The following is a 26,113-nucleotide window of genomic DNA, read 5'->3' on the forward strand; positions in this document are numbered from 1 at the left end:
CCGCCCGGAATGTCGCACCCGCAGGGCGCCATGGTCGACCGGGGGCCCGTCCCCAGGGCCCGTGAGCCGCACGCCCCTGCCCGCCGCACCGGTCCCTCCGCGGCCCCGCCACCGCGGCCGCCGCGCTCCCGCCGGGCGCGCAGGGGAGCGCTCCAGCAGCTCACCCGCGGAGTGTGAGCTACGCGATGCCGCGCGGACGGCGCGTCACCGGCGGACGGTACCCTGGAAGCCGGACATGTCCCTCAGTTGGAGAGTCGTCGATGCCGAAGTCACGCGTGCGCAAGAAGAAGGTCTACTCGAGCTCCACGGGCGCGAGCTCGACCTCGGGCGAGAGTTACGAGCCGAGCCCGACATGGGTGCCCATCACCGCCGTCGCCCTCATCGTGATCGGCATCGGCTGGCTGACCCTGTTCTACCTCTCGGGCATGGCCTACCCGGTCGCCGCCTGGGGCTACTGGAACCTGGCCGTCGGCTTCTCCTGCATGGTCGCCGCCCTCCTCGTCCTCTCGAAGTGGCGCTGACCCGGCTCCCCCGCACCTGAGAACCCCTCGCGTCTCCCTGCGCGAAGCAAAAATGTCGGACCCCCGGCGTATCCTTCACACCAGGGGTCCCTAAGGGCGGATTTATCAGGATATTTCCTGATTCATCCGCTTTCTCGGTTCACAGGAGCTCGAAGACCGTCGCGTTCGCCATCCCGCCGCCCTCGCACATCACCTGCAGGCCGCGCCGCGACCCGGTGTCGCGCATGTAGTGCAGCATCGTCGCGGCCAGCCGCGCCCCCGACGCGCCCAGCGGATGCCCCAGCGCGATCGCCCCGCCCCGCGGGTTGAGCCGGTCCTCGTCCGCGCCCGTCTCGGCCAGCCACGCCAGCGGGATCGCCGCGAACGCCTCGTTCACCTCGAACACGTCGATCTCGTCCAGATCGAGCCCCGTGCGCCGCAGGATCCTCGCCGTCGCCGGAATCGGCCCGTCCAGCATGAGCACCGGATCCGACCCGACCGCGCACGCGCCCGCGATCCGCGCCAGCGGCTGCACGCCCAGCCGCTTCGCGTGCTCGTCCGTCGTGACCACCAGCGCCGCGGCCCCGTCCGAGATCTGCGACGACGACCCGGCCGTCACCGCCCCCTCCGCCGTGAACGCCGGCCGCAACCCGGCCAGCTTCCCGATGCTCGTGTCCCGCCGGATCCCCTCGTCGACCGAGGCCCCCGCGACCGGCGCGATCTCGGCCGCGAACAGGCCCTCGTCACTCGCCGCCGCCGCCTTCTCATGGCTCGCCAGCGAGAACGCGTCCATCGCCTCCCGGCCGATCCCGTACCGACCCGCCACCAGCTCCGCGGCCACACCCTGGTTGAACGGCACCGCCGCCTCCGCGTCGACGCTCGCCGCGTACCGCAGCCGCACCGCCGGACCGTACGGCTCCCCCGCGCCCGCACCGACGCTCGACCCCATCGGGACGCGCGTCATCGACTCCACCCCGCCCGCCACGATCACATCGGCGTGCCCCGCCAGGACCGCCGCGGCCGCGAACGCGACCGCCTGCTGACCCGACCCGCACTGCCGGTCCACCGTGGTCCCCGGGATCGCCTCGGGCCAGCCCGCGGCCAGCACCGCGTTGCGCGCCACGTTCCAGGACTGCTCCCCGACCTGCGAGACGCAGCCGAGCACCACGTCGTCGACCGCGTCGGGACCGATCCCCGACCGCAGCAGCGCCGCGTTCATCGCATGCGCGGCCAGATCCACGGCGTGGACGCCCGCGAGCACCCCGCCGCGGCGCCCCAGCGGCGTCCGGGCCGCGGCGAGCACCACCGCCTCAGTCATTGCGGTACACCGGCGCGATGACCGCCCGCGCGATCGCGTTGAACGTCAGATGGAACGCCCCCAACGCCATCGACGACGCCGGATCGACCGCCACCGGCTCCCGCAGCGCGTGGACGGCGAACAGGTAGCGGTGGTCGGGATCCCCCGGCGGCGGCGCGGCGCCCGCGAACCCGACCGAACCGGAGTCGTTGCGCAGCTGCACGGCACCGCCCGGCGGGGCGTCGGCCGCCCCGGTCGCCAGCTCGGTCACCGACGCGTCCAGGTTCAGCAGCATCCAATGCCACCAGCCCGAACCGGTCGGCGCGTCGGGGTCGAAGCAGGTCACCGCGAACGCCGCCGTCTCGTCGGGAAACCCCGACCAGGTCAGGTGCGGGGACACGTCCTGCCCGGCGACCTGGGCCGGGTCCAGCGCCGCGCCGTCGGCGACATCGTCCGAGGCCACCGTGAACGACGGCAGCGGGGGAAGGAAATCGTAAGGCCACGGGGCCCTCGTGCGGTCGAGCGACGTCATCGTCCTCCTCCTTCAGGGCCCGCCGGCGGCGCGCGGGGCGCGGCCGCCGCCCGTCCTCAGGGCGGACGCGGCGGCTCTCCGCTTGCGGGACCGCATGTGCTACAGAACCTCAAGAACTCATCGCGGGCCCGGAAGCCCACCCGTGCACCGTATCGCGGCGCCCGCCCCGGCGGCGGCCAGGATCGCGGACGCGCACCGCCCCGAGGCCCCGCGCACCCCGCCGGCGAACACAGCCGGGACCGGCCGCCGCACCGTGCCGGCACGTGACCGCCCCTCACCCGCAGTGCCGCCGGATCGGCGCGGCCGACACCGCGCTCATACCGCTCGACGCCCGCTCCCCGGGCCGCTTACGCTGGTGTCATGCCGAACACCGACGTCATCTCTTTCTCCCGGGGCGCCCCGTCGCTCGACATCGTCGACACCGAAGGCCTCAAGGCCGCCGCCGTCGCGGCCCTCGACGCCGATCCGGCCGGGGTCACCGGCTACGGCACCTCCGTGGGCTACGGCCCGCTGCGCGAGTGGATCGCCGCCAAGCACGGCGTCCAGACCGAGAACGTGCTCATCACCAACGGCTCGATGCAGGCCGACGCGTTCCTCTTCGACGAGCTCGTCAAGCCCGACTCGCCCGTGATCGTCGAACGCCCCACCTACGACCGGACCCTCCTGGGCCTGCGCAACCGCCGCGGCGAACTGCACCCCGTCCGCGTCCAGGCCGACGGCCTCGACGTCGACGAACTCGAAGCCCTCCTCAAGAGCGGCGTGCGGCCGACCCTCGCCCACATCATCCCGAACTTCCAGAACCCGGCGGGCGTGTCCCTCTCCGGCGAGAAGCGCACCCGGCTGCTCCAGCTCGCCGGCGAGTACGACTTCACGATCTTCGAAGACGACCCGTACTACGACATCCGCTTCCGCGGCGAGCAGCACCCGACCATGCTCGCGCAGGACGACGACGACCGCGTGGTCTACGCCTGCTCGTTCTCCAAGACCGTCTGCCCCGGCCTGCGCACCGGCTACCTCGTCGGCCCCGCCGACCTCATCAAGACCATCGCCGCCGCCGCCACCAACACCTACATCGCGCCGAACATGTTCGCCCAGGCCACGATCCACCAGTTCGCGGCCTCCGGGGCGCTCGACCGGTCCATCGCCACGGTGAAGGCCGCGCTCGAGGAGCGCGTCGACCAGCTCGCCGCCTCCCTGCGCGCCCACCTGCCCGGCAGCGAGTTCGTCGTCCCCGACGGCGGCTACTTCCTGTGGGTCGACCTCGGCGAGGGCGTCGACTGCGCGAAGGTCGCCCCGGCCGCCGCCGAAGAAGGCGTCCAGGTCGTCAAGGGCACCGACTTCGTGCTCGAAGGCGGCGAATCCTGCCTGCGCCTGGCCTACTCCGCCGTCAAGGCCGACCGGATCGACGAAGGCGTGCGCCGCCTCGCCAGGGCCGTCGAGGCCACCCGCGCCTGAACGATCCACAATCCGTCACCACCGGGGAACGGAACGTCGACATCGGATGGCGGTTATGCGACATGGCGTATAACCGCCACCGCGGCGCCCTTCCCAGAACCCGCATGGGACGCGAGAATCGTTCCGTGACCGCGGCACCGCCGCGGACAGGTCGTTATCCCGCCCCCATGAACGCCGGATCGGTGAACTCGCCCACTCCCCCCGAGGCGAGGCACCGGTCCGGCGTCGCGTTACCCACGATCACAGGGGCCCGCGCCACGCGCGGACCCCCGATGCGCAAACGACCTGACGTGCGATCGCACCGCCAGGCCGTACTGCCGGCCCCGGACGGCGCGGACGCCGACCGGAGACCCGATATCCACTTCGCCGAAGGAGCGGGCCCCTACCGCGAGACGCTGTCGACCAGCTCCTCAGAGAGCGCCCGGTCCTCGATCCCCGGGTCGTCGAGCAGCTCGTCCGCCAAGAGCGCCTCACCGATCGACTCGGTGCGCTGCCGGTACCACATGTAGAACGCCGCCCCGCCCAGCGCGAGCCCCGCCCCGATCGCCCCCGCCACCCACGGCCACTTGCGCGCCGGGGGCTTCTTGAGCCCGACCTTGGCCAGGACGACGTTGACCCGCGGCGCCGCGGCGTCCCGCGTACCGCGCGCGGCCACGGCCCCCGCATGCTTGAGCGAGGTCACACCCTGCGTGAAATGGTCCGCGGCCTCCCGGGCGGGAGTCGTGGAATGTCGGCTGAAGCCCATCGTGAATGCCTCCTCTAGGTGCCTGTCCCCATCATCGTGCACCGACCCGTGACACCGGTCGAGGGAAACGGGGGAGAAAGTTGGACTAACCTCAGCCGTCTGGCACCATTGACGCCATGACGAAGGCGACGCTGAAGACCAATGCCGGCGACATCACGATCGAACTGCTCGACAACCACGCGCCCAAGACGGTGGCGAACTTCGTGGGTCTGGCCGAGGGCACCAAGGAGTACACCGACCCCGAGACCGGCGCCCCCGGCTCCGGCCCGTACTACGACGGCGTCATCTTCCACCGGGTCATCGGCGGCTTCATGATCCAGGGCGGCGACCCCACCGGCACCGGCCGCGGCGGCCCCGGCTACAAGTTCGCCGACGAGTTCCACCCCGACCTCCACTTCGGCGAGCCCTACCTCCTCGCCATGGCCAACGCCGGACCCGGCACCAACGGCTCCCAGTTCTTCATCACCCTGGGCCCGACCCCGCACCTGAACTTCAAGCACACCATCTTCGGCAAGGTCGCCGACGAGGACTCCAAGTCCGTCGTCGACCGCATCGGCAAGACCGCGACCGGCCCGATGGACCGCCCGGTCAACGAGATCGTCATCAAGTCCGTCGTCATCGAGAAGTAACGACGCCTCGATGAGCGAAGAGCAGTCGGCCCCGGTCTGCTATCGCCACCGGAACCGCCAGACCTATCTGCGCTGCGTCCGCTGCGACAAACCGATCTGCGCCGACTGCCGCATCGACGCACCCGTCGGGTTCCAATGCCCCGACTGCGTGGCCGAAGGCCGCCGGACGATGCGCCGACCGCGCTCCTCGTTCGGCGGCGGGGCCCGGGCGGGCGCGGCCGGCACGGTCACCAAGGTGCTCATCGGCGCGAACATCGCGGTGTTCGCGCTGGCCATCATCTCGGGCGGCAGCATCGACGCCCTGATGTCGTCGGTGCTGACCCCCATGCACGCCCTCGGTGCCGAGATCGGTTACCTCCCGGGCTACTCGAGTGTGCGGGTGGACCTGTTCGGCATCGAGATCGTGGCTCCGATGATCGCCGCGGGCGGGTACTACCGCATGGTCACGGCCATGTTCCTGCACTACGGCCTCATCCACCTGCTGTTCAACATGGTGGTGCTGTGGATGCTCGGCCGCGTCCTCGAGCGCGACCTCGGCCCGGCGAGGTTCCTCACCGTGTACATGCTGTCGGGCCTGGCGGGTTCGGTCGCGGTGTACCTGTTCTCGCCCGAGGTCTGGACGGCCGGCGCCTCCGGCGCCGTCTACGGCCTGTTCGGCCTGCTGATCATGGTGAACCGGAAGCTCCGGCGCGACAACCAGGGCATCTACGTGCTGCTGGGGTTGAACCTGGTGCTGACGATCATCTCGGGGTTCAGCCTCGCCGGACACGTCGGCGGCCTCATCGGCGGCCTGATCTGCGGTGCGATCCTCACCTTCACGCCGCGCGAGCGGCGCTCGATCCACTGGGTCGGCTTCGCCGTGTTCCTGGTGGTGCTGGCGGCGATCACGTTCTTCCAGACCGGGGCGATCGACAACCGGTACGACGTCGTCTAGGCCCGGGCCGCCGCCAGGCGGCCCGGACGCATCGATTCCGCCCGCCGCTCGCGGCGGCCATCGGCCCGAGCGGCTTCCGCTCGGGCCGCCCGGTGTCCAGGGCTTGACATCCGGAGGCCGGGAGGATTCGCTCGGTGCTCGGTGCCGGACTTGTTGGCGCTTGGGATGCTGCGGTTTTCGTTTTTGGAGCCTCGTTGGGGGCCTCCCCCTCCCCCCCCGCCCCACCCACCCCGCGCCCGCCCGGTTGTTGTCGGTGTGCATCGTCGTGAGGGCCGTCGCCTCGGCGACTGGCCGGCGGTCGGCGTTGACCGTCCTTGCGGACCGGCCTTCGCCGGTGCCGCTATTTCATGTCGGCGGCCCAGGTGCGGGCCTGTTCGAGATCGGCCGGAGTGTCGCAGTCGAACCACGGGGGCGGACCCGCCGCGTCCCAGTGGACCGTCTCGACCTCGATCCCGGTGAACAGGCGCCTCGCCGGCGCCCCCGGCTCGACCCCTGCCGCGTTGCGGCGGATCAGGGCCGTCGGCCACAGGCCGCACAACCACTGCCGGCGCCCCGCATCGTCGCAGAAGACCGCGCCGGCCTCCGCACCCGCGGCATCGGCCTTGCCGCGCAGCAGCTCCAGCGCCTCCGCGGAGAGGAACGGCAGGTCGCCGCCCAGGATCGCCACCCGCTCGCACTCGTCCGGCACGATCGCCAGACCCGCCGCGACCGACCTGGCCGGGCCCGAGCGCGGCGGATCCTCCAGCACCTGGAGCACCCCCGCCGGCAGGGGCTTCGCGTCGGCGGGCCGCGCGCCCACGACCACCCGCGCCGCCGCGTCCCCGGCGGCGGACAGTATCCGCTCCAGGATCGTCTCGTTCTCGACGACCAACTCGCTCTTCGCGCACCCGGCGAACCGTCGGGCCCTGCCGCCGACCAAGAAGATCGCGGCGTAACTGCTCGGTAGGTCAGCCATGCCCCCAGACTAGCGATCACTCCGCGATCACGGGGTGCCGCTGCGCGACCGGCCGCATCTCGTCCCCTGGTTCTCCGGCTGGTCATCTCGCTCCTTTCCCTTCGGCTTCATCGGTGTTCTTTGCTCGCGGCGGGTATTCGGCGGGCGGGGCTCAGCCGTTGACCTCCGAGGCCTCCCGGTCTCCGTAGCCGATCCGCGACAGCGCGCCCGGCGGGATGCCCGCCTGCAGCGCCGCCATGAGCATCTGCGCCAAGCGGTAGTGCGGACTCACCCGCAGCGCCAGCTCCAGCGCCTCGAGCGCGAGCACGCCGTTGCCGAAGCGGTAGGCGGCGAAGCCCGCCACCGCGGCGGCCGGGGCCACCAGGTCCTCCTCCATGTGCCTGGCCACCCAGATCCACAGATCGACCCGGTTGCCCTCGAACTGGCCGGAGTTGATGCGCCGCAAGGCGTAGTCCCGGATGTCCAGATCACCGAGCGCCAGGCCCACCGCGGCGATGTCGCCCGTTCCCGGCAGCGCGCCCGCGCTCATCCAGTGGTCGATCGCGTGGAGGTCGCGCGAGCGCTGCGACGCCCAGTCCATGTCCGCTTCGGCGGTGAGGATCTCGACCACCGCCGAGGCCACCGCCGCCCGTTTGCCGATCGGGGCCGGGGTCAGCTGGTCGGCGACCGCGGACCGGTCGGTCAGCGCGTACCCGCCCGCGACCGCGACCTCGCAGGACGCCGCCGTGGTCTCGGGGACCGGCAGGCCCTCGGGCGGGCAGCAGGGCTCGTCGCAGGTGAGGCTGAACCAGCGGCCCGCCGCCACGCGCAGCCGGTCGATCGGCGTGATCCCCGCGGCGTCGAGGCGCGCCGCCGCGCGTTCGATCGCCGCTTCCCCGACCTCCTTGTCGCCGTAGGCGATGATCACGCACTCGTCGCATTCGCTGTTGCTGAGCTGGGCCGTGAGGTCCACCAGGTGCTCCATGTGGTCGGCCGAGCCGGGAAGGTCGACGCGGAACGTGCACTGGAGTTCGCCGCGGAGGAGGCCCACCGTCACGAGGCTGTGCTCCGGATGGAAACCCAGGAGCAGCGGAGTGGTGGTGATGAGGTCTACGGGCCCGTTGATGCGGATTCTTGCTTGTGTCATGTTCATACGTCAACTGTCCGTGACATGCCCATTACCCGCAAGAATTATTTTTTGGCCTGTGGATAACCGAATCGGGCCTGTGGATTATCGGGTGCCGAATGTCCGTTGTGGTAATGGGTTTCGGTGCGGACGCCTTCCGGCGACCCCACCTTCTTCACGCGGCCGCGAGGCGGCGCGCCGCGCGACGTCTCCGAGTCGGCCGTGGAGCTGTTCTTCCCGCTCGACGAGGCGACCGCCGCGGTGTTCGGCGAGGCCGCCGCGGGGGGCGAGACGGACGGCATCGCGGGTGCGGAGTCGGCGCGGCCGCCGGGCCCGGGGGACTAGTCTTGAAAGTCTGGACCCGGCCGCCCGCGCCCGTGTCGCGCGGGCCCGCGCCGGGCTCGCCCGGGAACAAAACCACAGGTCAGCGGGAGTAAAGCGTGTCGAATCAGTACGTCCACCTGCACGTGCACACCGAATATTCGATGCTGGACGGGGCCGCGAAGCTCAAACCCCTGTTCGCCGAGGCGGAGCGGCTCGGGCAGCCCGCGATCGCGATGACCGACCACGGGAACATGTACGGCGGGTACGCGTTCTACCAGGAGTCGAAGAAGACCGGGATCAAGCCGATCATCGGCATCGAGGCGTACATCGCGCCGCAGGACCGGTTCCACAAGAAGCCCGTCTTCTGGGGCGAGCCGAGCCAGCGCGGCGACGACCTCTCCGGCGGCGGCTCCTACACCCACATGACGATGGTCGCCAAGAACTCCACGGGCCTGCGGAACCTGTTCAAGCTCTCCAGCACCGCCTCGTTCGAGGGCTACTACTACAAGCCCCGCATGGACCGCGAGCTCATCGCCCAGCACGCGGAGGGGATCGTCGCCACCACCGGCTGCCCCTCCGGCGAGGTCCAGACCCGGTTCCGCCTGGGGCAGACGAAGGAGGCCTACCAGGCCGCCTCGGACTACCGCGACATCTTCGGGCCGGAGAACTTCTTCCTGGAGATCATGGACCACGACAACCAGATCGACATGCGCGTCAAGGACGAGCTGTACGAGCTGGGCCGGAAGATGGGCATCCCGCCGCTGGTCACCAACGACTCCCACTTCGTGACCGAGGACCAGAAGTCCACGCACGCGGCGCTGCTGTGCGTCCAGTCGGGCACGACCCTGGACGACCCGAAGCGGTTCAAGTTCGACGGGGAGGGCTACTTCCTGCGCTCGGCCGAGCAGATGTACGGCATCAAGAGCGACGACCTGTGGCAGGAGGGCTGCGCGAACACGCTGCTCGTCGCCGAGATGGTCGAGTCGTACGACGAGATCTTCGCCGTCCAGGACCGGATGCCGGTCATCGAGGTCCCCGAGGGCCACGACCAGGGCACGTGGCTGCGCGAGCAGGTCGCGGCCGGCCTCAAGGAGCGGTTCCCGGGCCGGGACGTCCCGGCCGAGTACCTCGAGCGGGCCGAGCTCGAGCTGAACGTCATCATCAACGCCGGGTACCCCTCGTACTTCCTGGTCGTCGCCGACCTCATCTCCCACGCCCGGTCCGTGGGGATCTACGTCGGCCCCGGCCGCGGCTCGGCCGCGGGCTCCCTGGTCGCGTACGCCATGAAGATCACGAACATCGACCCGCTCGAGCACGGCCTGCTGTTCGAGCGGTTCCTCAACCCTGAGCGCGTCTCGATGCCCGACATCGACATCGACTTCGACGACCGCCGCCGCGGCGAGATGATCACGTACGCGACCGAGAAGTACGGCAAGGAGTTCGTCGCCCAGGTCATCACGTTCGGCACCATCAAGACCAAGGCCGCGATCAAGGACGCCGCGCGCGTCCACCACGGCCAGCCCGGCTTCTCGATCGCCGAGCGCATCACCAAGGCGCTGCCGCCGCCGGTCGCGGCCACCGACATCCCCCTGTCGGGGATCATGGACCCCGAGCACCCGCGCTTCAAGGAGGCGGGCGAGGTCCGGGGCCTGATCGAGAACGACGGCGAGGTCCGCCAGATCTTCGACACCGCGCTCGGCCTGGAGGGCCTGATCCGGAACGCGGGCGTCCACGCCTGCGCGGTCATCCTCTCCTCGCAGCCGCTGGTGGACTGCATCCCCATGTGGGCCAGGCCCGACGGGTCGATCATCACCGGCTGGGACTACCCGTCCTGCGAGGACATCGGCCTGCTGAAGATGGACTTCCTGGGGCTGCGGAACCTCACCGTCATCGGTGACGCGATCGAGGCGATCAAGCTCAACAGAGGCATCGACCTCGACCTGGACACGCTCGCCACCGACGACGCGAAGACGTACGAGCTGCTCTCCCGCGGCGACAGCCTCGGCGTGTTCCAGCTCGACGGCGGGGCCATGCGCGAGCTCCTCAAGCGCATGCAGCCCACCGAGTTCAACGACATCATCGCCGTGAACGCCCTGTACCGGCCGGGCCCGATGGCCGCGAACTCGCACAACAACTACGCCGACCGCAAGAACAAGCGCCAGGACGTCGTGCCGCTGCACCCCGAGCTCGCGGAGGCCCTGGAGGAGATCCTCTCCGAGACGTACGGCCTCATCGTCTACCAGGAGCAGATCATGCGCATCGCGCAGAAGCTCGCCGGTTTCACGATGGGCCAGGCCGACATGCTCCGCAAGGCCATGGGCAAGAAGAAGCTCGACGTCCTGGAGAAGCAGTTCGCGTCGTTCGAAGCGGGCATGCAGTCGAACGGGTTCTCCAAGGAGTCCATCAAGACCCTGTGGGACATCATGCTCCCGTTCGCCGGGTACGCGTTCAACAAGTCGCACGCCGCCGGCTACGCCCTCGTCGGGTACTGGACGGCCTACCTGAAGGCGAACTACCCCGCCGAGTACATGGCGGCGCTGCTCACCTCGGTGGGCGACTCGAAGGACAAGGCCGCGGTGTACCTGTCGGAGTGCCGCCGCATGGGCATCACCGTCATGCCGCCGGACGTCAACGAATCGCGGCACGTGTTCCACCCGGTCGGCAAGGACATCCGCTACGGCATGGGCGCGGTCCGCAACGTCGGCGCGAACGTGGTCGCCGGGATCATCGAGGCGCGCGAGGAGAAGGGCGCCTACACCGACTTCAAGGACTTCCTCCAGAAGGTGCCGGCGCCGGTGTGCAACAAGCGCACCGTCGAGTCGCTCATCAAGGCGGGCGCGTTCGACTCCCTCGGGCACGCGCGGCGCAGCCTCGCCGAGGTGCACGAGAAGGCCATCGACGCGATGGTGTCCATCAAGAAGGAGGAGGCCCGCGGCCAGTTCGACCTGTTCGGCGGGATGATGGCCGATACGAGCGAGACGCTCGGGGTGGACCTGACCATCGGCGACGACGAGTGGGAGCGGCGCGACAAGCTCGCGTTCGAACGCGAGATGCTCGGCCTGTACGTCTCCGACCACCCGCTCAACGGCTTCGAGCGGCTCCTGTCGTCGAACGCGGACCGGCCCGTCGCGGCCCTGCACGGCGAGGAGCTGCCCGACGGCGCGAACGTGCGCGTCGCCGGGATCCTCCAGAACGTCGCCAAGCGGGTCACCAAGCAGGGCAAGCTGTGGGCGTCGGCCACACTGGAGGACCTGGCCGGGTCCATCGAGGTCCGGTTCTTCCCCAACACGTACGAGCTGGTGTCGGAGTCGCTCGCCGACGACCTCGTGTGCTGCGTCAAGGGCAAGCTCGACCGGCGCGACGGCACCGCCCAGCTCATCGCCCAGGACCTCGCCGTCCTCGACACCTCCAGCGGGCCGGAGGCGAACTCGGCGCCGATCACCCTCGCGCTGCGGGCCGCGTCGGTCAACCCGGCGCTCATCGAGAAGCTCTCCGACACGTTCAGGACCCACCGCGGCGAGGCGCAGGTGCGCGTCCAGCTCGGCAACGGGCCCAAGACGACGCTGCTGGCGTTGGGCGACGCGTGGCGGGTGCGGCCCTCCATCGAGCTGTCGGCCGACCTGAAGGCGCTGCTGGGGGCCGGCGCCCTCATCGGATAGGCGCCCGCACCGGCACCGGGCCCGGCCGCTGTACAGCGGCCGGGCCCGGTTTCGCCTCCCCGCAGCGGATCCGGCCGCCGGATCCGCTGCGTCTGGACTGCCCCGCCTGGACTGCCCCGCCCGTGCGGGCCTCGGCCGCGCTGCGCGCCCTGACGGCCGCCTCCGGGTCCGCTGCTCACGGGCGCCGATGCCGCCCGGCCGCGACGGGGGTATGACGGCATTGCCGCCGTACCACCGTCACGCGTCGAAGTCGGTGCCCCGCGCGACCGGCTCCCACGCGGTGAACTCGGCCTGCTGCGCCGCGAGCTCCGCGCCGATCGCGTCCGCCGCGTCGGCGCCGAGCACCAGGCGCAGCGGCACCTCCTCGGCCGCGAGCGCCTCGAGGATCGCCGTGGCCGCCTTCGCCGGGTCGCCCGGCTGGGTCCCGTCCGAGTCGGGGAACGCGGTCCTGAACGGCCCCACCGTGTCCTCGTATCCGGGGACCGGCGCCGACTGGGAGTGGCCGGTCCCGTTCAGGCCGGTGCGGAACGCGCCCGGTTCGACCACGAGCACGTCCACGCCGTGCGGCCGGACCTCCGCGGCGAGCGCCGCGCTCAGCCCCTCCAAGGCGTGCTTGCTCGCCGAGTAGGCGCCCACGCCCGGGAAGGACATGCGCCCGCCCATGCTGCTGATCTGCACGATCGCGCCCGACCCTCGGGCCCGCATGTGCGGCAGGACCGCCCGGACCAGCGCGGCCGGGCCGAAGAAGTGCAGGTCCATCAGGGACCGCAGTTCGGCGTCGGTCGACTCCTCGACCGCGCCGACATGGCCGCGCCCGGCATTGTTGACCAGGACGTCGATGCGGCCGTACCAGAGCACGGCCTCGGCCACGACCGCGCCCGCCCGGTCGGGGTCGGTGACGTCCAGGGCCACCGGGACCGCCCGGCCCGGGTGGGCGGCGGCCAGGTCCTCCAGGGCCTCGGGCCTGCGGGCCGTCGCGATCACGGTGTCGCCCGCCTCCAGCGCGGCCTCGGCGACGGCGCGGCCGAAGCCCGAGGAGGCGCCGGTGACGAGCCAGACGCGGCCCTGGGCGGTGCGAACGGGGTTGTCGCTCATGGTGTTCCCTTCAGCAGTGGTGTCCGCTCCTTTATCCCCCGGGCGCCGCGGGGCCGTCCAATACCGTTCTTCGACCGCGCCATAAACGCGACTTATGATCGCTGCATGGAACTGCGGCAGCTCCGGTACCTGGCGGCGATCGGCGAGCACGGGAACCTCGGCAGGGCCGCGAAGGCCCTGTACGTGAGCCAGCCGGCGCTCTCGTACGCGCTGGGGCGCCTCGAGTCCGAACTGGGGGTGCGCCTGTTCGACCGCATCCCGGCCGGGGTCGCCGCGACCGAGGCCGGGCGGGAGGTCCTGCGCGCCGCCCGGGAGGCGGTCGCGGCCGCCGACCGGGTCCGGGCGGTCGCCGAGCGGCACCGCCGCAGCGAGGACGGGGTGCTGCGCGTCGGCTTCGAGGCCAGCGGCGCCGGGGACCTGACGCGGCGGGCCCGCGCCGAGTTCTCCCGCCGGCACCCGCGCGTCCGCGTGGAGCCCAAGCGGTTCGACTGGGGCGGCGAGGCCGCCGCCGTGCGCGAGGGCCGGGTCGACGTCGCGTTCGTGTGGCTCCCGGCCGACCTCGACGGGTGCCGCAGCGTCCCGGTCCACACCGAGCCGCGCGTCGTCGGCCTCCCCGTCGGGCACCGCCTCGCGGACCGGCCGAGCGTCAGCGTCCTCGACACCAACGAGGAGCCGCTCATGTGGACGACCGCGGCGCCGCGCGCATGGGTCGACTGGTGGGCCGTCAACCCCCGCCCCGACGGGTCCGAACCGCGGTGGGGGCCCGAGAACGGCAACGTCGAGGAGATGCTCGAACAGGTCGCCGAGGGCGCCGCCGTGTGCTTCGCCCCGCAGAGCATGGCCGCCTACTACGCCCGGCCCGACCTGGTGTGGGTGCCGATGCACGACGTCGAGCCGCTGCGCGTGGTCCTCGCCTGGCCCCTCGACGCCGAGACGCCGCTGGTGCGCGGCTTCGCCGAGGTCGTCCAAGAACTCGCCGACCTGTGACCGAGGACGCAGCCGATGCCGGTCCGGGGCGGTCACACCCGTGGCGCGGGGCCCGTCATGACGGTGAAGCACCAATCGAAGGGAACACCGCCATGAGCACCTACCCCCGCATCGAGAACCCCGGTCGGCACCTGCCCGTCGTCAACGAGATCGCCGCGGCCGTCAACAAGGTGAACGCCGAGGGCGTCCTCCCCAAGACGCTCGTGACCCTCGTGCAGCTGCGCGTCGGCCAGATCCTCGGCTCCAGCTACTTCACCGCCCGCCAGCTCGGCGACGCCGAGGACACCCCCGAGCGGCTCGGCGCCGTCGCCACCTGGCGGACCTCGCCGTACTTCACCGACGCCGAGAAGGCCGCGCTCGCGCTGGCCGAGGCCGTCCACACCCCGAACCCGAGCGGCGAGCGTGTCAGCGACGAGCTGTTCGACGAGGCCGGGAAGCACTTCAGCGACCAGGAGATCGTGGCGCTCATCGGGGTCCTCGGGCAGATCGGGTTCTTCATCCCGCTGGCCCTCATCGGCAACCCCAAGGTCGGCGTCTCCTTCGCCGAGCAGTGGAGCCGGTAGCGGCGTGACCGAGGGGCCCGCGCCCGGCGCGGGCCCCTCGGCCGCGGTCTCAGGCGAGGACGCCGAGGACGAGCGCGGCGGCGGCCGGGACCAGGTACATGACCGGGTAGGCCACGGTCTTGTACGAGCGGGCCCGCAGGACCGTGACGACCGCGCCGGTGAAGTAGAGGACGACGCCGATCGCGGCGGCCACGCCGACGACCGGGACGAACAGGCCGACCAGGAGGCCCAGGGCCCCGGCCGCCTTCGCGGCGCCGAGCCAGGGCCACCACGACCGCGGCACGCCGTACTCGGTGAGCGGTTCGACCACGAACGCGGCCCTGGTCAGGATCGAGTAGGCCGAGAAGCCCACCCAGAGCGCGGCGGCGACGGTGACGATGATGTGGGCGAGGGCCATGGGAGTGCTCCGGTTCGTTTCGCGGTGAGGCTGACATCCGGTTGAACCGCGGGCCGCCGGGAGTGTGACGGCCGGACCGCGAACGTGTCCGCAGTCACGGGGCTCCGGTCGGGGCGGCCCCGCCTAGGATGCGGTCATGGAGACGATGCGGGCGATCGAGGCCGGGAGCGCGACGCTCACCGACCGGCGCACCGAACGGAGCTGGACCGTCGAGGTCGCGCCGTTCCGGCTGTCCGCCTTGCAGGTCACGCGCCGCGCCGTCGCCGAGGCCGCCGGGGCCGCCGCGGACGGCGACGAGCTGCTGCCGGCGGTGGACCTCTCCTGGTTCGACGCCGTCCGCCACTGCAACCGGGTCTCCGAACTGGAGGGCCTGCGCCCCGCCTACGGCCTTCCCGAGACGGACGACGGCGACGCGGTCGTGTGGGACCGGGCCGCCGACGGCTACCGGCTCCCCACCGAGGCCGAGTGGGAGTACGCGTGCCGAGCCGGGACGACCGGCCCTCGCTACGGCGACCTCGACGCGATCGCCTGGCACCGCGGCAACTCCGGGGAGCGCCCCCACCGCGGCGGCGGGAGGCTCCCGAACGCCTGGGGCCTGCACGACATGATCGGCAACGTCTGGGAGTGGTGCTGGGACGTCTACGACGCCGAGGTCTACCGGGACTACCGGGTCATCAAGGGCGGCGGCTGGTTCGACGAGCACTGGTCGTGCCGGGCCGGGGTGCGCCGCCGCACCATGCCGTCCCTGGCGATCGACGACCTCGGGTTCCGGCTGGCGCGCAACGCGTGAGCGCGGGCCGGCCCCGAGGTGATCGCCGCCGGGCTCCGGGACGTCGTCGCCACCCTCGAGGAGTGAGCGGCCTCAGGCCCAGTTCGCGCGCCGCGCCGCCCGCCGCAGCACCCGCAGCAGCAGCGGCCCGGTCAGCAGCACCAGCGCCACCGTGGTCGCCGCCCGCCCGACGTCCCAGCCCAGCGAGGTGGCGAGCGTGTACGCCAGCAGCCGCGACAGGTTCTCCTCCACGCCCCCGCCCGGGACGTACGACAGGTTCCCCTGCGTGATCGCGAACGGCCAGAACGACAGGTTCAGCAGCAGCCCGTACGCCAGGGACGACACCGCGCCGTAGGCCGCCAGCAGCGCCAGCTCGGCGGCGCGGCCCGCCCGGGAGCCCCCCGTGCGCGGCAGCAGGCCCGCGCCCAGGCCCACGAACGCCGCCGCGAACATCTGGTACGGCATCCACGGGCCCACCCCGCCCGTGAGCAGCGCCGACGCGAACAGCCCCGTGCAGCCCAGGAGGAACCCGAACCCCGCCCCGAACACCCTGCCCGCCAAGACGATCAGGAAGAACACCGTCTCCACCCCGGCCGCGCCCGCCCCGAACGGGCGCACCGCCGCGACCACCGCCGACATGACGCCGAGCATCGCCACCGCCCGCGCGTCCAGGCCGCCGTCCGCGAGCTGGACCAGCACCGACGCCGTCACCAGCGGCAGCAGCAGCGCGAACAGCCAAGGGCCCGACGTGGTCTCGGTGAGCGCCCCGCCCGGCGCCGCCAGCAGCGGCCACGCCATGGCGACCAGCCCGAACCCCGCCGCCAGCGCCAGCGCGAGCGCCGCCCGCCACCGCACCGGCGGCCGCGGCCGCACCGCCTCAACCTCCCGCGGCATCGCCGGTCCCGTCCGCTTCGCGTTCGAGCGCCGCGGCGACCTCGCCCACGGTGAGCCGCCCCGGCAGGACCTTCGCGACCTGCGGGGCGAACATCGGCGACGCCGCCACGATCTGCCGGGCCGGGCCGTCCGCCACCACCGCCCCGTCGGAGAGGATCACGACCCGGCTCGCGAACTCGGCGCAGAACTCGACGTCGTGGGTCGACACGACCACGGCGTGCCCGGCCGCCGCCAGCGCGGCGAGGCGCGCGGCGAGCGCGGCCTTGCCCGGGTGGTCCAGGCCCCGCGTCGGCTCGTCGAGCAGCAGCAGCGGCGGCGCGGCCGTGAGGGTCACGGCCAGCGCGAGCGCGAGGCGCTGCCCCTCGGACAGGTCCCGCGGATGCGTCCCGGCGCCGAGCCCGTCCACCAGGTCGGCGAGGATCTTCGCGCAGGTGCCGCGCGGCGCGCCCCCGTCCTCGTCCGCGCCCTCGCACTCGGCCTCCCACGTCTCCGCGTACAGCAGGTCGGCGGGCTCGGCCGGGACCAGCCCGGCGAGCCGGCGCCGCTCGCCCGGCTTGAGCGACGCGGGGTCGGTCCCGCCGATCGCGACCCGCCCGCCCGAGCGCCGCCCGGTGCCCTGGAGCGCCCACAGCAGGCTCGACTTGCCCGAACCGTTGCGGCCCATGAGGGCGATGCGCTCGCCGCGCCCGGCCGCGAGGTCGACGCCGTCGACGGCGCGCACCCCTGGGTGGTCGACGGTGACGCCGCGGGCCTCCAGCAGCGGCGGCCCGGCGGCCTCGACGGGGGCCGCCGGCTCCAGCCCGGCGAGCCGGTCCCGCAGCCCCGCGGCGTGCCTGCGGGCCTCGCGGATGGTCACGGGCGGGCCCGGCCACCCGGCGAGGCGGCCCAGCTCGACCACCGGCGGGGCGACCGGGGAGGCCGCGAGGACCTCCGCGACCGGCCCCCACACCGCCCTGCCGCCGTTCAGGAGCAGCGCCGAGTCGGCGTACTGGGCGACGCGCTCGAGCCGGTGCTCGGCCAGGAGCACCGTGACGCCGAGGTCGTGGACGAGGCGGTGGAGCGCCGACAACACCTCGTCGGCGGCGGTCGGGTCGAGCGCCGAGGTCGGCTCGTCGAGCACCAGCGCCGCGGGCCCGGCGACCAGGGCCGCGCCGATCGCGACCCGCTGCCGCTGCCCCGAGGAGAGCCGGGCGAGCGCGCGCCCGCGCACGTCGGCGAGCCCGAGGAGGTCCACGATCTCGGTGACGCGCTTGCGCATCGCCGCCGGATCGACCCCGAGCTGCTCGGCGGTGTAGGCGAGCTCGAGCTCGACCTCGTCGGTCACGAAGCCCGCCAGCGGGTCCTGCCCGACGTAGCCGACGACGTCGGCCAGGTCGGCGGGGGCGGCGCCGCGGACCTCGCGTCCGGCGACGCGCACCCGGCCGCTCATGGTCCCGCCGGTGAAGTGCGGGACGAGCCCGTTGACCATCTTCAGCAGCGTCGACTTGCCCGCGCCCGTGGGGCCCACGAGCAGGCAGAACTCGCCTTCGGGAAGGTCGAACGACACGTCGTCGAGGACGTTCGCGCCCGCGTAGGCGAAGGAGACGTGCTCGAAGGCGATCCCGCTGCTCATGGTGTTCCCTTCGGCGGCAGTGGTGTTGGCGAGGGGCCTGACGGGGCGAGGAGCGCGGGGGCGGCGGCGAGGACGATCCCGGCCGCCGCCCACAGCGGCAGCTCAGGGACGCCGAGCGGGTTCGTCGCGGGCCACAGCGCGGCGGGCTCGAGGACGCCCGAGAGGACGGTCCCGGCCGTCGCCGCCGCCCCCGAGGCGAGCACCGCCCAGTCCAGGGCCCGGAAGCGGTCGGGCCGGTAGCGGGTGTGCGGGACCCGCTTCGAGGCGAACGCGATCCCGAAGACCGCCGCGGCGGCGCCCACCGCGAGCAGCGACCAGGCCAGCGGGGCCGGTGTCGCGGTGCCGAGCAGCGCGTACGCGCCCGCGCACAACCCCAGGAGCCCGATGAGGAGGGACGCGCCGGTGGCGCGGCGGGCCGGGGCCGGGACGCCCGCGGCGCGGCCGTACCCGCGCGAGGCCATCGCGGCGGCGAGCGCGAGCGACCGGTCGAGCGCGTCGTGCAGGACCGGCGCGACGACGGTGCGCATGAGGTTCGCGGGACTGCGGCCCGTGTTGCCGCGCAGGGCCCGGGCCCTGCGGACCCGGCCGACGCTCTCGACCAGCTGCGGCGCCACCGACAGCGCGACGACGACCGCGACGCTCACCTCGTACAGGGCGGCCGGGACCGACCGCAGGAGGCGCCGCGGGCTCGCGAGCGCGTTCGCGGCGCCGACGCAGACCAGCAGCGTCGCCAGGCGCAGGCCGTCGTAGGCGGCCGCCAGGGCGCCCTCGGCGGTGACGGCCCCGCCGAGCCGGAATCCCGCCGCCCAGTCCGGGAGCGTCACCGACGGGAGCGTGAACAGCACCGTGGGGCCGTCGGACCCGCCGAAGACGACATAGAAGGCCATGCGGACCGCGACCGCGCTGAGCCCGATGAACAGGAAGACCCGGTAGGCCCCCGACCACGGCTCGTCGCCGCGGCACCAGGTCACGACCAGGCCGGCGACGGCGGCCACGAGGAGCAGCAGCCACGGGTTCGCGGTGCGCCCGGCCGCGGTGGCGAGCAGGAGCGCCCAGCCCCACCAGGCGGCGGGGTGGACCGCGGCCCGGACGGGCGCGCGGCGCGGGAGGACCCGCGGGGCTTCGCTCGGCGCGGCGGGAGGCATGGTCACGCGCGCCGGCCGCGGCGGCGCCAGACGACGAGCCCGGCGATGACGGCGAGGACCGCGACGGCGGCGAGCCAGGTGAGGGAGCCGCCGGAACCGTCGTCGGCGTTCGCGTCGGCGGCGGGGGCGGCCGCGTCGGCGGGGGCGATCGCGGGCGGCGAGGCGCCGTCGCCGAAGACCCAGCCTTCGACGTCGCCCGCGCCGGGGGAGGCGTAGGCGCCGCCGACGGGCGAGTAGGTCCACTCGGCGTCGCCGGTCTCGGCGTGCCAGTACGACCAGTACTCGTCGGCGGGCGGCGCGCCGCCGCAGTCGGTCTCGGGGAGCTCGTCGATCCGGCAGACCATGCCGCGGATCGCGGCGACCTCGGTGACCGCGAAGCCCGCCTGGGCGAGCGCGTCGAGGCCGTCGGCCGGATCGGCGGCGCACCCGGTCGCGGGCTCGGGGGCGAGCGGGCCGAAGTCGACCACCACGGTGACGCCGGAGCAGGACTCCTGGGCCGAGGCCGGAGCGGCGGACAGCGGGACGAGGGCGAAGGCCGCCAGGAGCGCGGCGGCCAGGGCGATGCGCCGGGACCGGATCGCGGCGGGCAGCCCGGAAGCCCTGAGGAGCCGGTGCCGAGCGCCCCCAGTCGCAAGGGTGACACGGGGGTGCGACATGGCTCGGCTGCTCGGCCGCGGTTCACGGGCCGCCGTGATCGCGGGGGTGCGCGGAACGGCTCGGAGCAGTCCGAGCGGCGATCGCGGATGCGCGCGGCCATCGAAGCGGCGGGAAGGCGCGGCACCGACGCGCCGCGCCTCCGCCGGCGCACCCGGTCGCCGCGCGTTTCGGACAGCCCGGAAGCCTTGAGGTGCCGGTGTCGAGCGCCCCCGATCGCAAGGGTGACACCCGGGTACGACATCGTCCGGGGACCGGCGCCCCGTTCGGCCGCCGGTCCCCGCGAGGCGCGCGCAGCGCCCGCCGTTCGGGCGGGCGCTGCGCGGGAAGTGCTCGGCGCGGGTCATGCGCGGGGCTACCGCTGTTCCCGGTCGTCGCCGGACCCGTCGTCGCCCTTCGGCTCCGCATTCGGCCCGGCGTCCGCCTCAGCGTTGTCCGATTCGGCGTCCGCCGCAGTGCTCTTCGATTCGGCGTCCGCCGCAGTGCTCTTTGATTCGGCGTCCGCCTCGGCGCCCGCGGCCGGGGCCGAGCCGACGACGGCGCCGTCCCGGTCGCCGCCGCGGCGGCTCCGCAGCGCGAACGCGACGACGAGCGCGGCCAGCACGAGCACCGCCGCGCCGATCGCCCACGGCAGCCACGACGCCGAGTCCTCGTCGGACTCCTCGGCCGCGGTCGTCCCGGCGACTTCGCCCTCGCCGTTCGCCGCGCAGGCGTCGCCCGGCACCTCGGCCGCGATGTTCGAGGCGTCCAGGTCGGCCAGGTTCTGGCCCGCTACGGGGACCATGGCCTGCGCCGTCGCCAGCAGGCGCGTCGCCTCGCCGAACTCGGGGTCCTCGGGGTCGGTGTACATGAACGCGCCCGGAGCCGCTTCGGTGCAGTCGAACTGGAGCTCCAGGAGGAACGCCACGGCCCCCTCGGCCGCGTCGTCCCGCCCCGCCGCCAGGAGGGCCTGCGCGGCCATCGCCGTCGAGTTCGCGTTCTCGCCGAAGCCGTTGTCGAAACCGCCGCCCTCGGTCTGCGCCGACTCCAGCCAGGACACGGCCGAGTCCAGCGAAGCCGCCGCGGCCTCGCCCGGCAGCGTCGCCAGCGCCGAGACGACCAGGCCCGTCGAGTCCGGGTCGGAGAGGCAGTCCTCGCCGCCGTCGACGTCGCCGAAGCTGAAACCGCCGTCGGGGCACTGGATAGCCGCGAACCCCGCCGCCGCCTCCTCGCCCGCGGGGGCGTCGGTGCGCGAGAGCCCGAGCACGGCCCACGCCGTGGTCAGCGCCGTCCCGTCGCCGTACGTGCCGTTCTCGGCCTGCGCGGACCCCACCTCGTCGGCGAGCCTGATCCCCGCGAAGTCGGTCGGGTCGCCGCCCGCGGTCGCGACCGCGTACATGGTCTTCCCCGCCGCGCCCGCGCTCAGGACCGGCTCGGTCACGCCCTCGGCCGTGGGGTACACGTACGGTGTGAGCGTCTCGGTGTCGTTGAGCCACTCGAGCGCGGCCTTGACCTGGTCGCCGCCGACGCCGGCGGCCTGGAGGGCGATGACCGCGTCCAGGGAGGTCGACACGTCGCCGGCCGACCAGAAGGGGCCCTCGGACTGGGCGACGAGCCAGCCGGCGGCGGCCTGGGCGGGCGCCTCGAACGACTCGGATTGGGCCTGGGCCGGTGCGGCCGAGGCGAAGACGGAGATGGAAACGGGCACGACCGCGGCGGCGGCCAGCAGTCGACCGGACAGGTGGCGCATTGCCTGACCTTTCCTAGAGCGAGTGGGTCTTCGGGCAGGCGGCGGCGCCGCAAGCGCCTGTAGACCACGACAGGCGTTGACAAGACGGGTTCGGCGCAGACGGGTATTCGGGCTCACGCGGGTGGGCCGAGCTTCGGAAGGGTGCTCGGCATTCGTTCGACCGTGTCTACTGCAAACGTCGAACCGCGACTACCGTTGCGGGTCAGCGCCGGCCTCTCACCGGACTTCCCCCGCCTCGCGCCTGTTCAGTTTGGGCTCATTCTCGCGGTCGGCTCCGCCGGGTGTCAAGGCGGGAGCGCACCCAGTGCGACCGTTCACTCGCGTCCCGCGAGTGAACTCCCGCCTTCCGGTTATTGACCCGTAGCACCGGGTATCGATACGGTGCACAACGTGAGCAGAAATAAGAACGCCGATTTGGACAGAGTCCTTCGGGCTGCGACACGGGTCTTCCTGGAGCGCGGGTTCTCCGCGACGTCCATGTCGGACCTCGTGGCCGCCACCGGCATGAACCGGGCCGGACTCTACGCCGCCTTCGGCTCCAAGCACCAGCTCTACATCACGGCCCTGGGCCGCTACCGAGAGGACACCGAACCGGAACTGCGCGCGATCACCCGCCGGGCCCTCGACCGGGCGGAGGGCGAGCGGGTGGACGCCCCCCGGGTCGTCGCCGACCTCCTCGACGTGGTGGCGCGCCACTCCAAGGAGGGCGGCTTCGTCGTCCGCGCCGCCGTGGAACTGGCCGACGACCCGGCCACGATGCGCCGCGTCCAGGAGGCCTGGACCGAGCTCGAACGCGACCTGGCCGCGATCCTGGCACGGGCGGTCGAGCGGGGCGAGATGGACGCCGCGGCCGACACCGACCGCCTGGCCCGCACCGCCCTCGTGTTCGTCCAGGGCGCGCTCGTCACCGGCCACGCCGACGAGGACGACCGCCGCCTCGCCGACGCCGCGGCGGGCCTGGTCGACCTCCTGTCGGCTCACAGGCCCTCGGCGACCGCCGAGGAGATCCGCAGCCAGGCCCCCGACGACGCCTTGCTCAACGAGTCGTAGCGGATCGGCTCCCCCGAGTCGAGGAGCTTCTCGTAGGGCGCCAGCAGCACCGCCCTCGTGCGGGCCGCGAAGTGCCGCTGCACCGCGGGCAGGTCGACGTCCTTGCGGTGGGCGGGCATCGAGACCACCGACACCGCCCCGCGCACCAGGTCCCGCCTGCCGGTCTGCTCCAGGTGGTCGAGCATCCTCGCCGCCGTCTCGGCCGAGTCGTTCCGGGCCGACATCGTCACCACCAGCTGGTCGGTCGCGTCGATCGCCGCCTGCCAGTTCGCCGCCCGCACGTTGTTGCCGGTGTCGACCACGATGAGCTTGTAGAACCGCGAGACGGCCTCGCGCAGGTCCCCGAAGGACTGCGAGGTGAGCATCTCCCCGGCCGTCGCGGACTCGTCGGAGGCGAGCACGTCGAACATCGCCCCGCCCTGGGCCCGCACGTACTGCGACAGGTCGCCGATGCGCCCGGTCGGGCCCCGGAAGTGGTCGAGGTCGCGCAGGAGGTCGCGGACGGTGCGGACGTGGAAGTCCTGCTGGGCCCGCATCCCCAGCGTCCCCTGGGTCTCGTTGTTGTCCCAGGCCAGGACGTAGCCGCCGCGGTGGCGGCCGAAGGTCATGGCGAGCATGAGGACCGCGACGGTCTTGCCCGCCCCGCCCTTGGGGTTGACGACGGTGATCTGGCGCAGGCCCCCGAAGTTGCGGCGCACGGTCTCGACCGCGCGCTGGCGGGCGCGCTCGCGCGGGCCGGGCGGCAGGGCGACGATGCCGAGGCTGAGGCGGTGGAGCGCCCCGCGCAGACCGGTCTCGGCCACGGGCGGGCGCGGCGGGACGACGCGGCGGGAGGCGAAGTCGTCGGCGGTGACGCCGACGCGCTCGAGGGCCCCGGCGTGGTCGGGAAAGGCGGGGACGGGCAGGTGCCCCGCCTGAGGCGGCCCCTGCGGCTGCTGACCGGGCGAGTGCTGCGCCGGCGGGTACTGCTCCGCGGGTGCGGCGGGCGGCGGGGCGGGCCAGCCGTCGTCGACCGGCTCGAACGGCGCGGCCGGTGGTGCGAGCGACGCCGCATCGGGCTCGGCCGGGGCCGCCTCGGGGCCGGGCATCGGCGTCCCCGGGGGCGGCGGCTCGCTGGGCACGTGGTCGCCGCTGCGCGGATGGCGCACCGGCTCCGGCCCCGCCGGATACGGCTGCGGCTCCTGCGGGGCGGCGTACTGCCGGTTCAGTTCCGGCGGCGCGAACGGTGACCAACCTGGAGCGTCGGGCCGGTGCAGAGGCATGGTGTCCTCTTCGGTGTGCTCCATCGGGACTCCCAGCGTGAGACGTCGGTTACCCGCCTATTGTGTCCCATCCCTCCGCGGTCGCGTGGGAACTCCGCGTGGCCGGTGCGCGCCGCGCTACAGCAGTCGCGGCTGCTCAGGACCCGAACGCGGACACGGGACCATCCCGAAAGGACTGAACAGTCCTTGGTCCACATCGGCCAGCAGGGGCGAACCCGCACCGGTGTGGCTGACGTAGGCCAGGTCCCTGGTGCGTCCGAGCGCGACGTAGAGCTCGCGGCGAGCGGCGGGCGTGTTCGGCCAGTCCTCGGCGGTCACCCCGGTGAGGCACACCACGCGGAACTCGCCGTCGGCGGCCTCGGCGACCGACATGCCGTCGGGGCCGACGACCGCCAGGTCCTCGGCGGCGACGCCCAGGTCGGCGAGCCGCTCGGTCAGGTCGGCCACGAAGCGCTTCTCGTCGTCGGCGTCCACGGCGAAGTAGCGGCCTATCCCCGAGCCCTCGAGCGCGGGCCGCTCGGGCTGCACGAGCCGCCCCGGGACGCGGCTGATCGGCTCGATCACCTGGGAGGCGGCGACCAGGACCGCGGCGGGGCTGCGGTGGTTGCGCGACAGGCGCATGACGTGGGCCTGCGTGAACTGCTCGCCGAACGCGCCGAACGCGGCCGGGTCGCCCTGGCACAGCGCCGAGTCGGGGTCGCCCGTGGCGGTGACGTCCGCTTCGGGTCCGCGGTGCTCGGTGAGCCGGCGGAACAGCCGCAGCGGCATGCGCGGGAGGTCGTCGATGAAGAGGTGGCCCAGTTCGAGCAGGTGGCCCGGTTCGGACGCCGCCGTGAAGTCGTCGAACTCGGCGACGGTGATCGCGGCGGCCTCGCGGCCCATGATCGCCCCCAGCTCGCGGCGGATGCGGGCGGCGCCCGGCGCGGCCGCGGCCAGGACCAGGCACTGCCCGGCGGGCACGCCCAGCTCCTGCACGAGGTAGGCCACGCGGCGGATGAGCAGATGCGTCTTGCCGGTGCCGGGGGAGGCGTTGATGAGCAGCGGGCCCGTCCCGGCGGAGGCGGCGACGCGCTGCATCGCGTCCAGGGAGTCGAGCAGTCCCGCGCCGACCTCGTCCATGCCGGTCAGCAGGGGGGCGGAGTCCAGCCACGGGTCGGGCGTCCGCGTCGTCAGCGCCGGTTCGGGCATGGGCACCGCTTCGCGGTCGTACTTGGAGTGGGTCCGGCCCGACGACCGGCGGCGCCGCTCGGCGGTGGCCCGCATGTCGTCGGAGAGTTCGAACAGCGGGGACGCCACCTGTGGTTGCTTGCGTTCATCAGGACGGCGCACCCCTGCATCCTCGCAGATCGGCGACGCCCGCGAGCCAGCGGCTCCCGCATCTGCGGACGCTCCCGCCGAACCCGAGTCGCTCTCGCATCGCGCCGGAGGCGAACCCCGCCCGCCGCCGCATCGCGTCGGACCCCCGACGTACGGTCACGGCAAGGGGATCGCTCGAGGGACATATCCGGAATATCAGGATTGCAGGGGCTTCTCGCGGCCCTCGTCCCGCTCGCGCGCCGCCGGGCCGCGCCCCGGCGGGTTCAGCCGCCCGCGAACGGCGGCAGCACCTCGACCGTGGACCCCGCCGGGAGCGCGGTCTCCGGGTCCTTCGCCGCCAGGCCGTCCACCAGCAGCGTCGCCACCGACAGGACCTTGTCCAGCGCCGGGCCGTGCCGCCGCGCCAGGACCGCCCGCAGCTCGGCGACGTCCGCGGCGCGCACCTGCTCCTCGCCGCGCCCGGCGGCGGCCTTCGCGCCGGCGAAGTACCTCACGGTCACCACG

General features: G+C 73.3%; 24 protein-coding genes, 1 pseudogene and 1 riboswitch. Of the genes and pseudogenes, 10 read left to right on the plus strand and 15 right to left on the minus strand.

Annotation, left to right across the window (positions count from 1 at the left end; translation table 11 throughout):
* Nucleotides 1-260: 260 nt before the first annotated feature.
* Nucleotides 261-521: a cell division protein CrgA gene (locus LO763_RS07520; protein ID WP_230601354.1), complete on the plus strand. Its 261-nt coding sequence runs from the start codon at nucleotides 261-263 to the stop codon at nucleotides 519-521.
* A gap of 139 nt (nucleotides 522-660) precedes the next feature.
* Here the strand turns inward: LO763_RS07520 and LO763_RS07525 are convergent, their stop codons facing one another.
* The gene (locus tag LO763_RS07525; RefSeq protein ID WP_230601355.1) at nucleotides 661-1,818 is read right to left on the minus strand and encodes a thiolase family protein; all 1,158 of its coding nucleotides are present in this window, start codon (nucleotides 1,816-1,818) and stop codon (nucleotides 661-663) included.
* Complete coding sequence (locus LO763_RS07530; RefSeq protein ID WP_230601356.1) at nucleotides 1,811-2,329, minus strand: YbhB/YbcL family Raf kinase inhibitor-like protein; 519 nt, start codon at nucleotides 2,327-2,329, stop codon at nucleotides 1,811-1,813. The genes LO763_RS07525 and LO763_RS07530 overlap by 8 nt, the downstream gene beginning before the upstream one ends.
* A gap of 360 nt (nucleotides 2,330-2,689) precedes the next feature.
* Here LO763_RS07530 and LO763_RS07535 point away from each other — a divergent pair, with 360 nt between their 5' ends.
* Nucleotides 2,690-3,784 carry an aminotransferase-like domain-containing protein gene (locus tag LO763_RS07535; protein ID WP_230601357.1) on the plus strand — a complete coding sequence of 365 codons (1,095 nt, stop codon included), beginning with the start codon at nucleotides 2,690-2,692 and terminating at the stop codon, nucleotides 3,782-3,784.
* A gap of 382 nt (nucleotides 3,785-4,166) precedes the next feature.
* Here LO763_RS07535 and LO763_RS07540 read toward each other — a convergent pair whose 3' ends face one another.
* A complete protein-coding gene (locus LO763_RS07540; RefSeq protein ID WP_230601358.1) occupies nucleotides 4,167-4,529 on the minus strand; it encodes a hypothetical protein in 363 nt (120 codons plus the stop codon).
* Between the two features lie 116 nt (nucleotides 4,530-4,645).
* On the opposite strand from LO763_RS07540, the gene LO763_RS07545 reads away from it, so the two are divergent.
* Together LO763_RS07545 and LO763_RS07550 are read left to right on the plus strand one after the other, a co-directional pair.
* Nucleotides 4,646-5,158: a peptidylprolyl isomerase gene (locus LO763_RS07545; protein ID WP_230601359.1), complete on the plus strand. Its 513-nt coding sequence runs from the start codon at nucleotides 4,646-4,648 to the stop codon at nucleotides 5,156-5,158.
* 10 nt (nucleotides 5,159-5,168) lie between these two features.
* Nucleotides 5,169-6,092 carry a rhomboid family intramembrane serine protease gene (locus tag LO763_RS07550; protein WP_230601360.1) on the plus strand — a complete coding sequence of 308 codons (924 nt, stop codon included), beginning with the start codon at nucleotides 5,169-5,171 and terminating at the stop codon, nucleotides 6,090-6,092.
* Between the two features lie 340 nt (nucleotides 6,093-6,432).
* Here the strand turns inward: LO763_RS07550 and mobA are convergent, their stop codons facing one another.
* Nucleotides 6,433-7,047 (minus strand): molybdenum cofactor guanylyltransferase, encoded by a 615-nt coding sequence (gene mobA / locus LO763_RS07555; protein WP_230601361.1) that lies wholly within the window; start codon nucleotides 7,045-7,047, stop codon nucleotides 6,433-6,435.
* A gap of 151 nt (nucleotides 7,048-7,198) precedes the next feature.
* On the minus strand, nucleotides 7,199-8,179 hold the full coding sequence (locus tag LO763_RS07560) for a DUF4192 domain-containing protein (protein WP_230601362.1): 981 nt from the start codon (nucleotides 8,177-8,179) through the stop codon (nucleotides 7,199-7,201).
* 117 nt (nucleotides 8,180-8,296) lie between these two features.
* Here LO763_RS07560 and LO763_RS07565 point away from each other — a divergent pair, with 117 nt between their 5' ends.
* Nucleotides 8,297-8,497 (plus strand): hypothetical protein, encoded by a 201-nt coding sequence (locus LO763_RS07565; RefSeq protein WP_230601363.1) that lies wholly within the window; start codon nucleotides 8,297-8,299, stop codon nucleotides 8,495-8,497.
* 95 nt (nucleotides 8,498-8,592) lie between these two features.
* Complete coding sequence (gene dnaE / locus LO763_RS07570) at nucleotides 8,593-12,135, plus strand: DNA polymerase III subunit alpha (RefSeq protein WP_230601364.1); 3,543 nt, start codon at nucleotides 8,593-8,595, stop codon at nucleotides 12,133-12,135.
* 237 nt (nucleotides 12,136-12,372) lie between these two features.
* Here dnaE and LO763_RS07575 read toward each other — a convergent pair whose 3' ends face one another.
* Complete coding sequence (locus tag LO763_RS07575) at nucleotides 12,373-13,230, minus strand: oxidoreductase (RefSeq protein ID WP_230601365.1); 858 nt, start codon at nucleotides 13,228-13,230, stop codon at nucleotides 12,373-12,375.
* Nucleotides 13,231-13,335: 105 nt separating this feature from the next.
* On the opposite strand from LO763_RS07575, the gene LO763_RS07580 reads away from it, so the two are divergent.
* Complete coding sequence (locus tag LO763_RS07580) at nucleotides 13,336-14,217, plus strand: LysR family transcriptional regulator (RefSeq protein ID WP_230601366.1); 882 nt, start codon at nucleotides 13,336-13,338, stop codon at nucleotides 14,215-14,217.
* Between the two features lie 92 nt (nucleotides 14,218-14,309).
* Nucleotides 14,310-14,780 (plus strand): carboxymuconolactone decarboxylase family protein, encoded by a 471-nt coding sequence (locus LO763_RS07585; protein WP_230601367.1) that lies wholly within the window; start codon nucleotides 14,310-14,312, stop codon nucleotides 14,778-14,780.
* A 49-nt stretch (nucleotides 14,781-14,829) separates the two neighbouring features.
* On the opposite strand, the gene LO763_RS07590 is transcribed toward LO763_RS07585, so the two are convergent.
* Entirely contained in the window at nucleotides 14,830-15,177 is a 348-nt protein-coding gene (locus tag LO763_RS07590; protein ID WP_230601368.1) for a DoxX family protein, read from the minus strand.
* Nucleotides 15,178-15,322: 145 nt separating this feature from the next.
* On the opposite strand from LO763_RS07590, the gene LO763_RS07595 reads away from it, so the two are divergent.
* Nucleotides 15,323-15,967: a formylglycine-generating enzyme family protein gene (locus LO763_RS07595; RefSeq protein ID WP_369431945.1), complete on the plus strand. Its 645-nt coding sequence runs from the start codon at nucleotides 15,323-15,325 to the stop codon at nucleotides 15,965-15,967.
* A gap of 72 nt (nucleotides 15,968-16,039) precedes the next feature.
* On the opposite strand, the gene LO763_RS07600 is transcribed toward LO763_RS07595, so the two are convergent.
* The 5 genes from LO763_RS07600 to LO763_RS07620 form a co-directional block, all read right to left on the minus strand.
* The gene (locus LO763_RS07600) at nucleotides 16,040-16,840 is read right to left on the minus strand and encodes an ECF transporter S component family protein (RefSeq protein ID WP_230601370.1); all 801 of its coding nucleotides are present in this window, start codon (nucleotides 16,838-16,840) and stop codon (nucleotides 16,040-16,042) included.
* Nucleotides 16,824-18,452, minus strand: coding sequence for an ABC transporter ATP-binding protein (locus tag LO763_RS07605; protein WP_230601371.1), 1,629 nt, complete (start codon nucleotides 18,450-18,452; stop codon nucleotides 16,824-16,826). Before LO763_RS07605 ends, LO763_RS07600 begins: the two co-directional genes overlap by 17 nt.
* Nucleotides 18,449-19,597 carry a CbiQ family ECF transporter T component gene (locus LO763_RS07610; protein WP_230601685.1) on the minus strand — a complete coding sequence of 383 codons (1,149 nt, stop codon included), beginning with the start codon at nucleotides 19,595-19,597 and terminating at the stop codon, nucleotides 18,449-18,451. The genes LO763_RS07605 and LO763_RS07610 overlap by 4 nt, the downstream gene beginning before the upstream one ends.
* Nucleotides 19,598-19,599: 2 nt before the next feature.
* On the minus strand, nucleotides 19,600-20,253 hold the full coding sequence (locus LO763_RS07615) for a hypothetical protein (RefSeq protein ID WP_230601372.1): 654 nt from the start codon (nucleotides 20,251-20,253) through the stop codon (nucleotides 19,600-19,602).
* Between the two features lie 353 nt (nucleotides 20,254-20,606).
* Nucleotides 20,607-21,980, minus strand: a complete 1,374-nt coding sequence (locus LO763_RS07620) for a prenyltransferase/squalene oxidase repeat-containing protein (RefSeq protein WP_230601373.1) — start codon at nucleotides 21,978-21,980, stop codon at nucleotides 20,607-20,609.
* An 81-nt stretch (nucleotides 21,981-22,061) separates the two neighbouring features.
* Nucleotides 22,062-22,268, minus strand: a riboswitch (cobalamin riboswitch).
* A gap of 126 nt (nucleotides 22,269-22,394) precedes the next feature.
* On the opposite strand from LO763_RS07620, the gene LO763_RS07625 reads away from it, so the two are divergent.
* On the plus strand, nucleotides 22,395-23,030 hold the full coding sequence (locus LO763_RS07625; RefSeq protein ID WP_230601374.1) for a TetR/AcrR family transcriptional regulator: 636 nt from the start codon (nucleotides 22,395-22,397) through the stop codon (nucleotides 23,028-23,030).
* Here the strand turns inward: LO763_RS07625 and LO763_RS07630 are convergent.
* The 3 genes and pseudogenes from LO763_RS07630 to LO763_RS07640 all read right to left on the minus strand — a co-directional run.
* Nucleotides 22,958-24,217: pseudogene (locus LO763_RS07630) on the minus strand (MinD/ParA family ATP-binding protein); the annotation flags it as partial. The gene LO763_RS07625 and the pseudogene LO763_RS07630 overlap by 73 nt on opposite strands.
* A 192-nt stretch (nucleotides 24,218-24,409) precedes the next feature.
* Complete coding sequence (locus LO763_RS07635; protein WP_230601376.1) at nucleotides 24,410-25,621, minus strand: UvrD-helicase domain-containing protein; 1,212 nt, start codon at nucleotides 25,619-25,621, stop codon at nucleotides 24,410-24,412.
* A 251-nt stretch (nucleotides 25,622-25,872) separates the two neighbouring features.
* Nucleotides 25,873-26,112, minus strand: a complete 240-nt coding sequence (locus tag LO763_RS07640; protein ID WP_230601377.1) for a MoaD/ThiS family protein — start codon at nucleotides 26,110-26,112, stop codon at nucleotides 25,873-25,875.
* Nucleotide 26,113 lies beyond the last annotated feature (1 nt).

This window comes from Glycomyces amatae (genome assembly GCF_020991375.1).
GTDB lineage: Bacteria > Actinomycetota > Actinomycetes > Mycobacteriales > Micromonosporaceae > Glycomyces > Glycomyces amatae.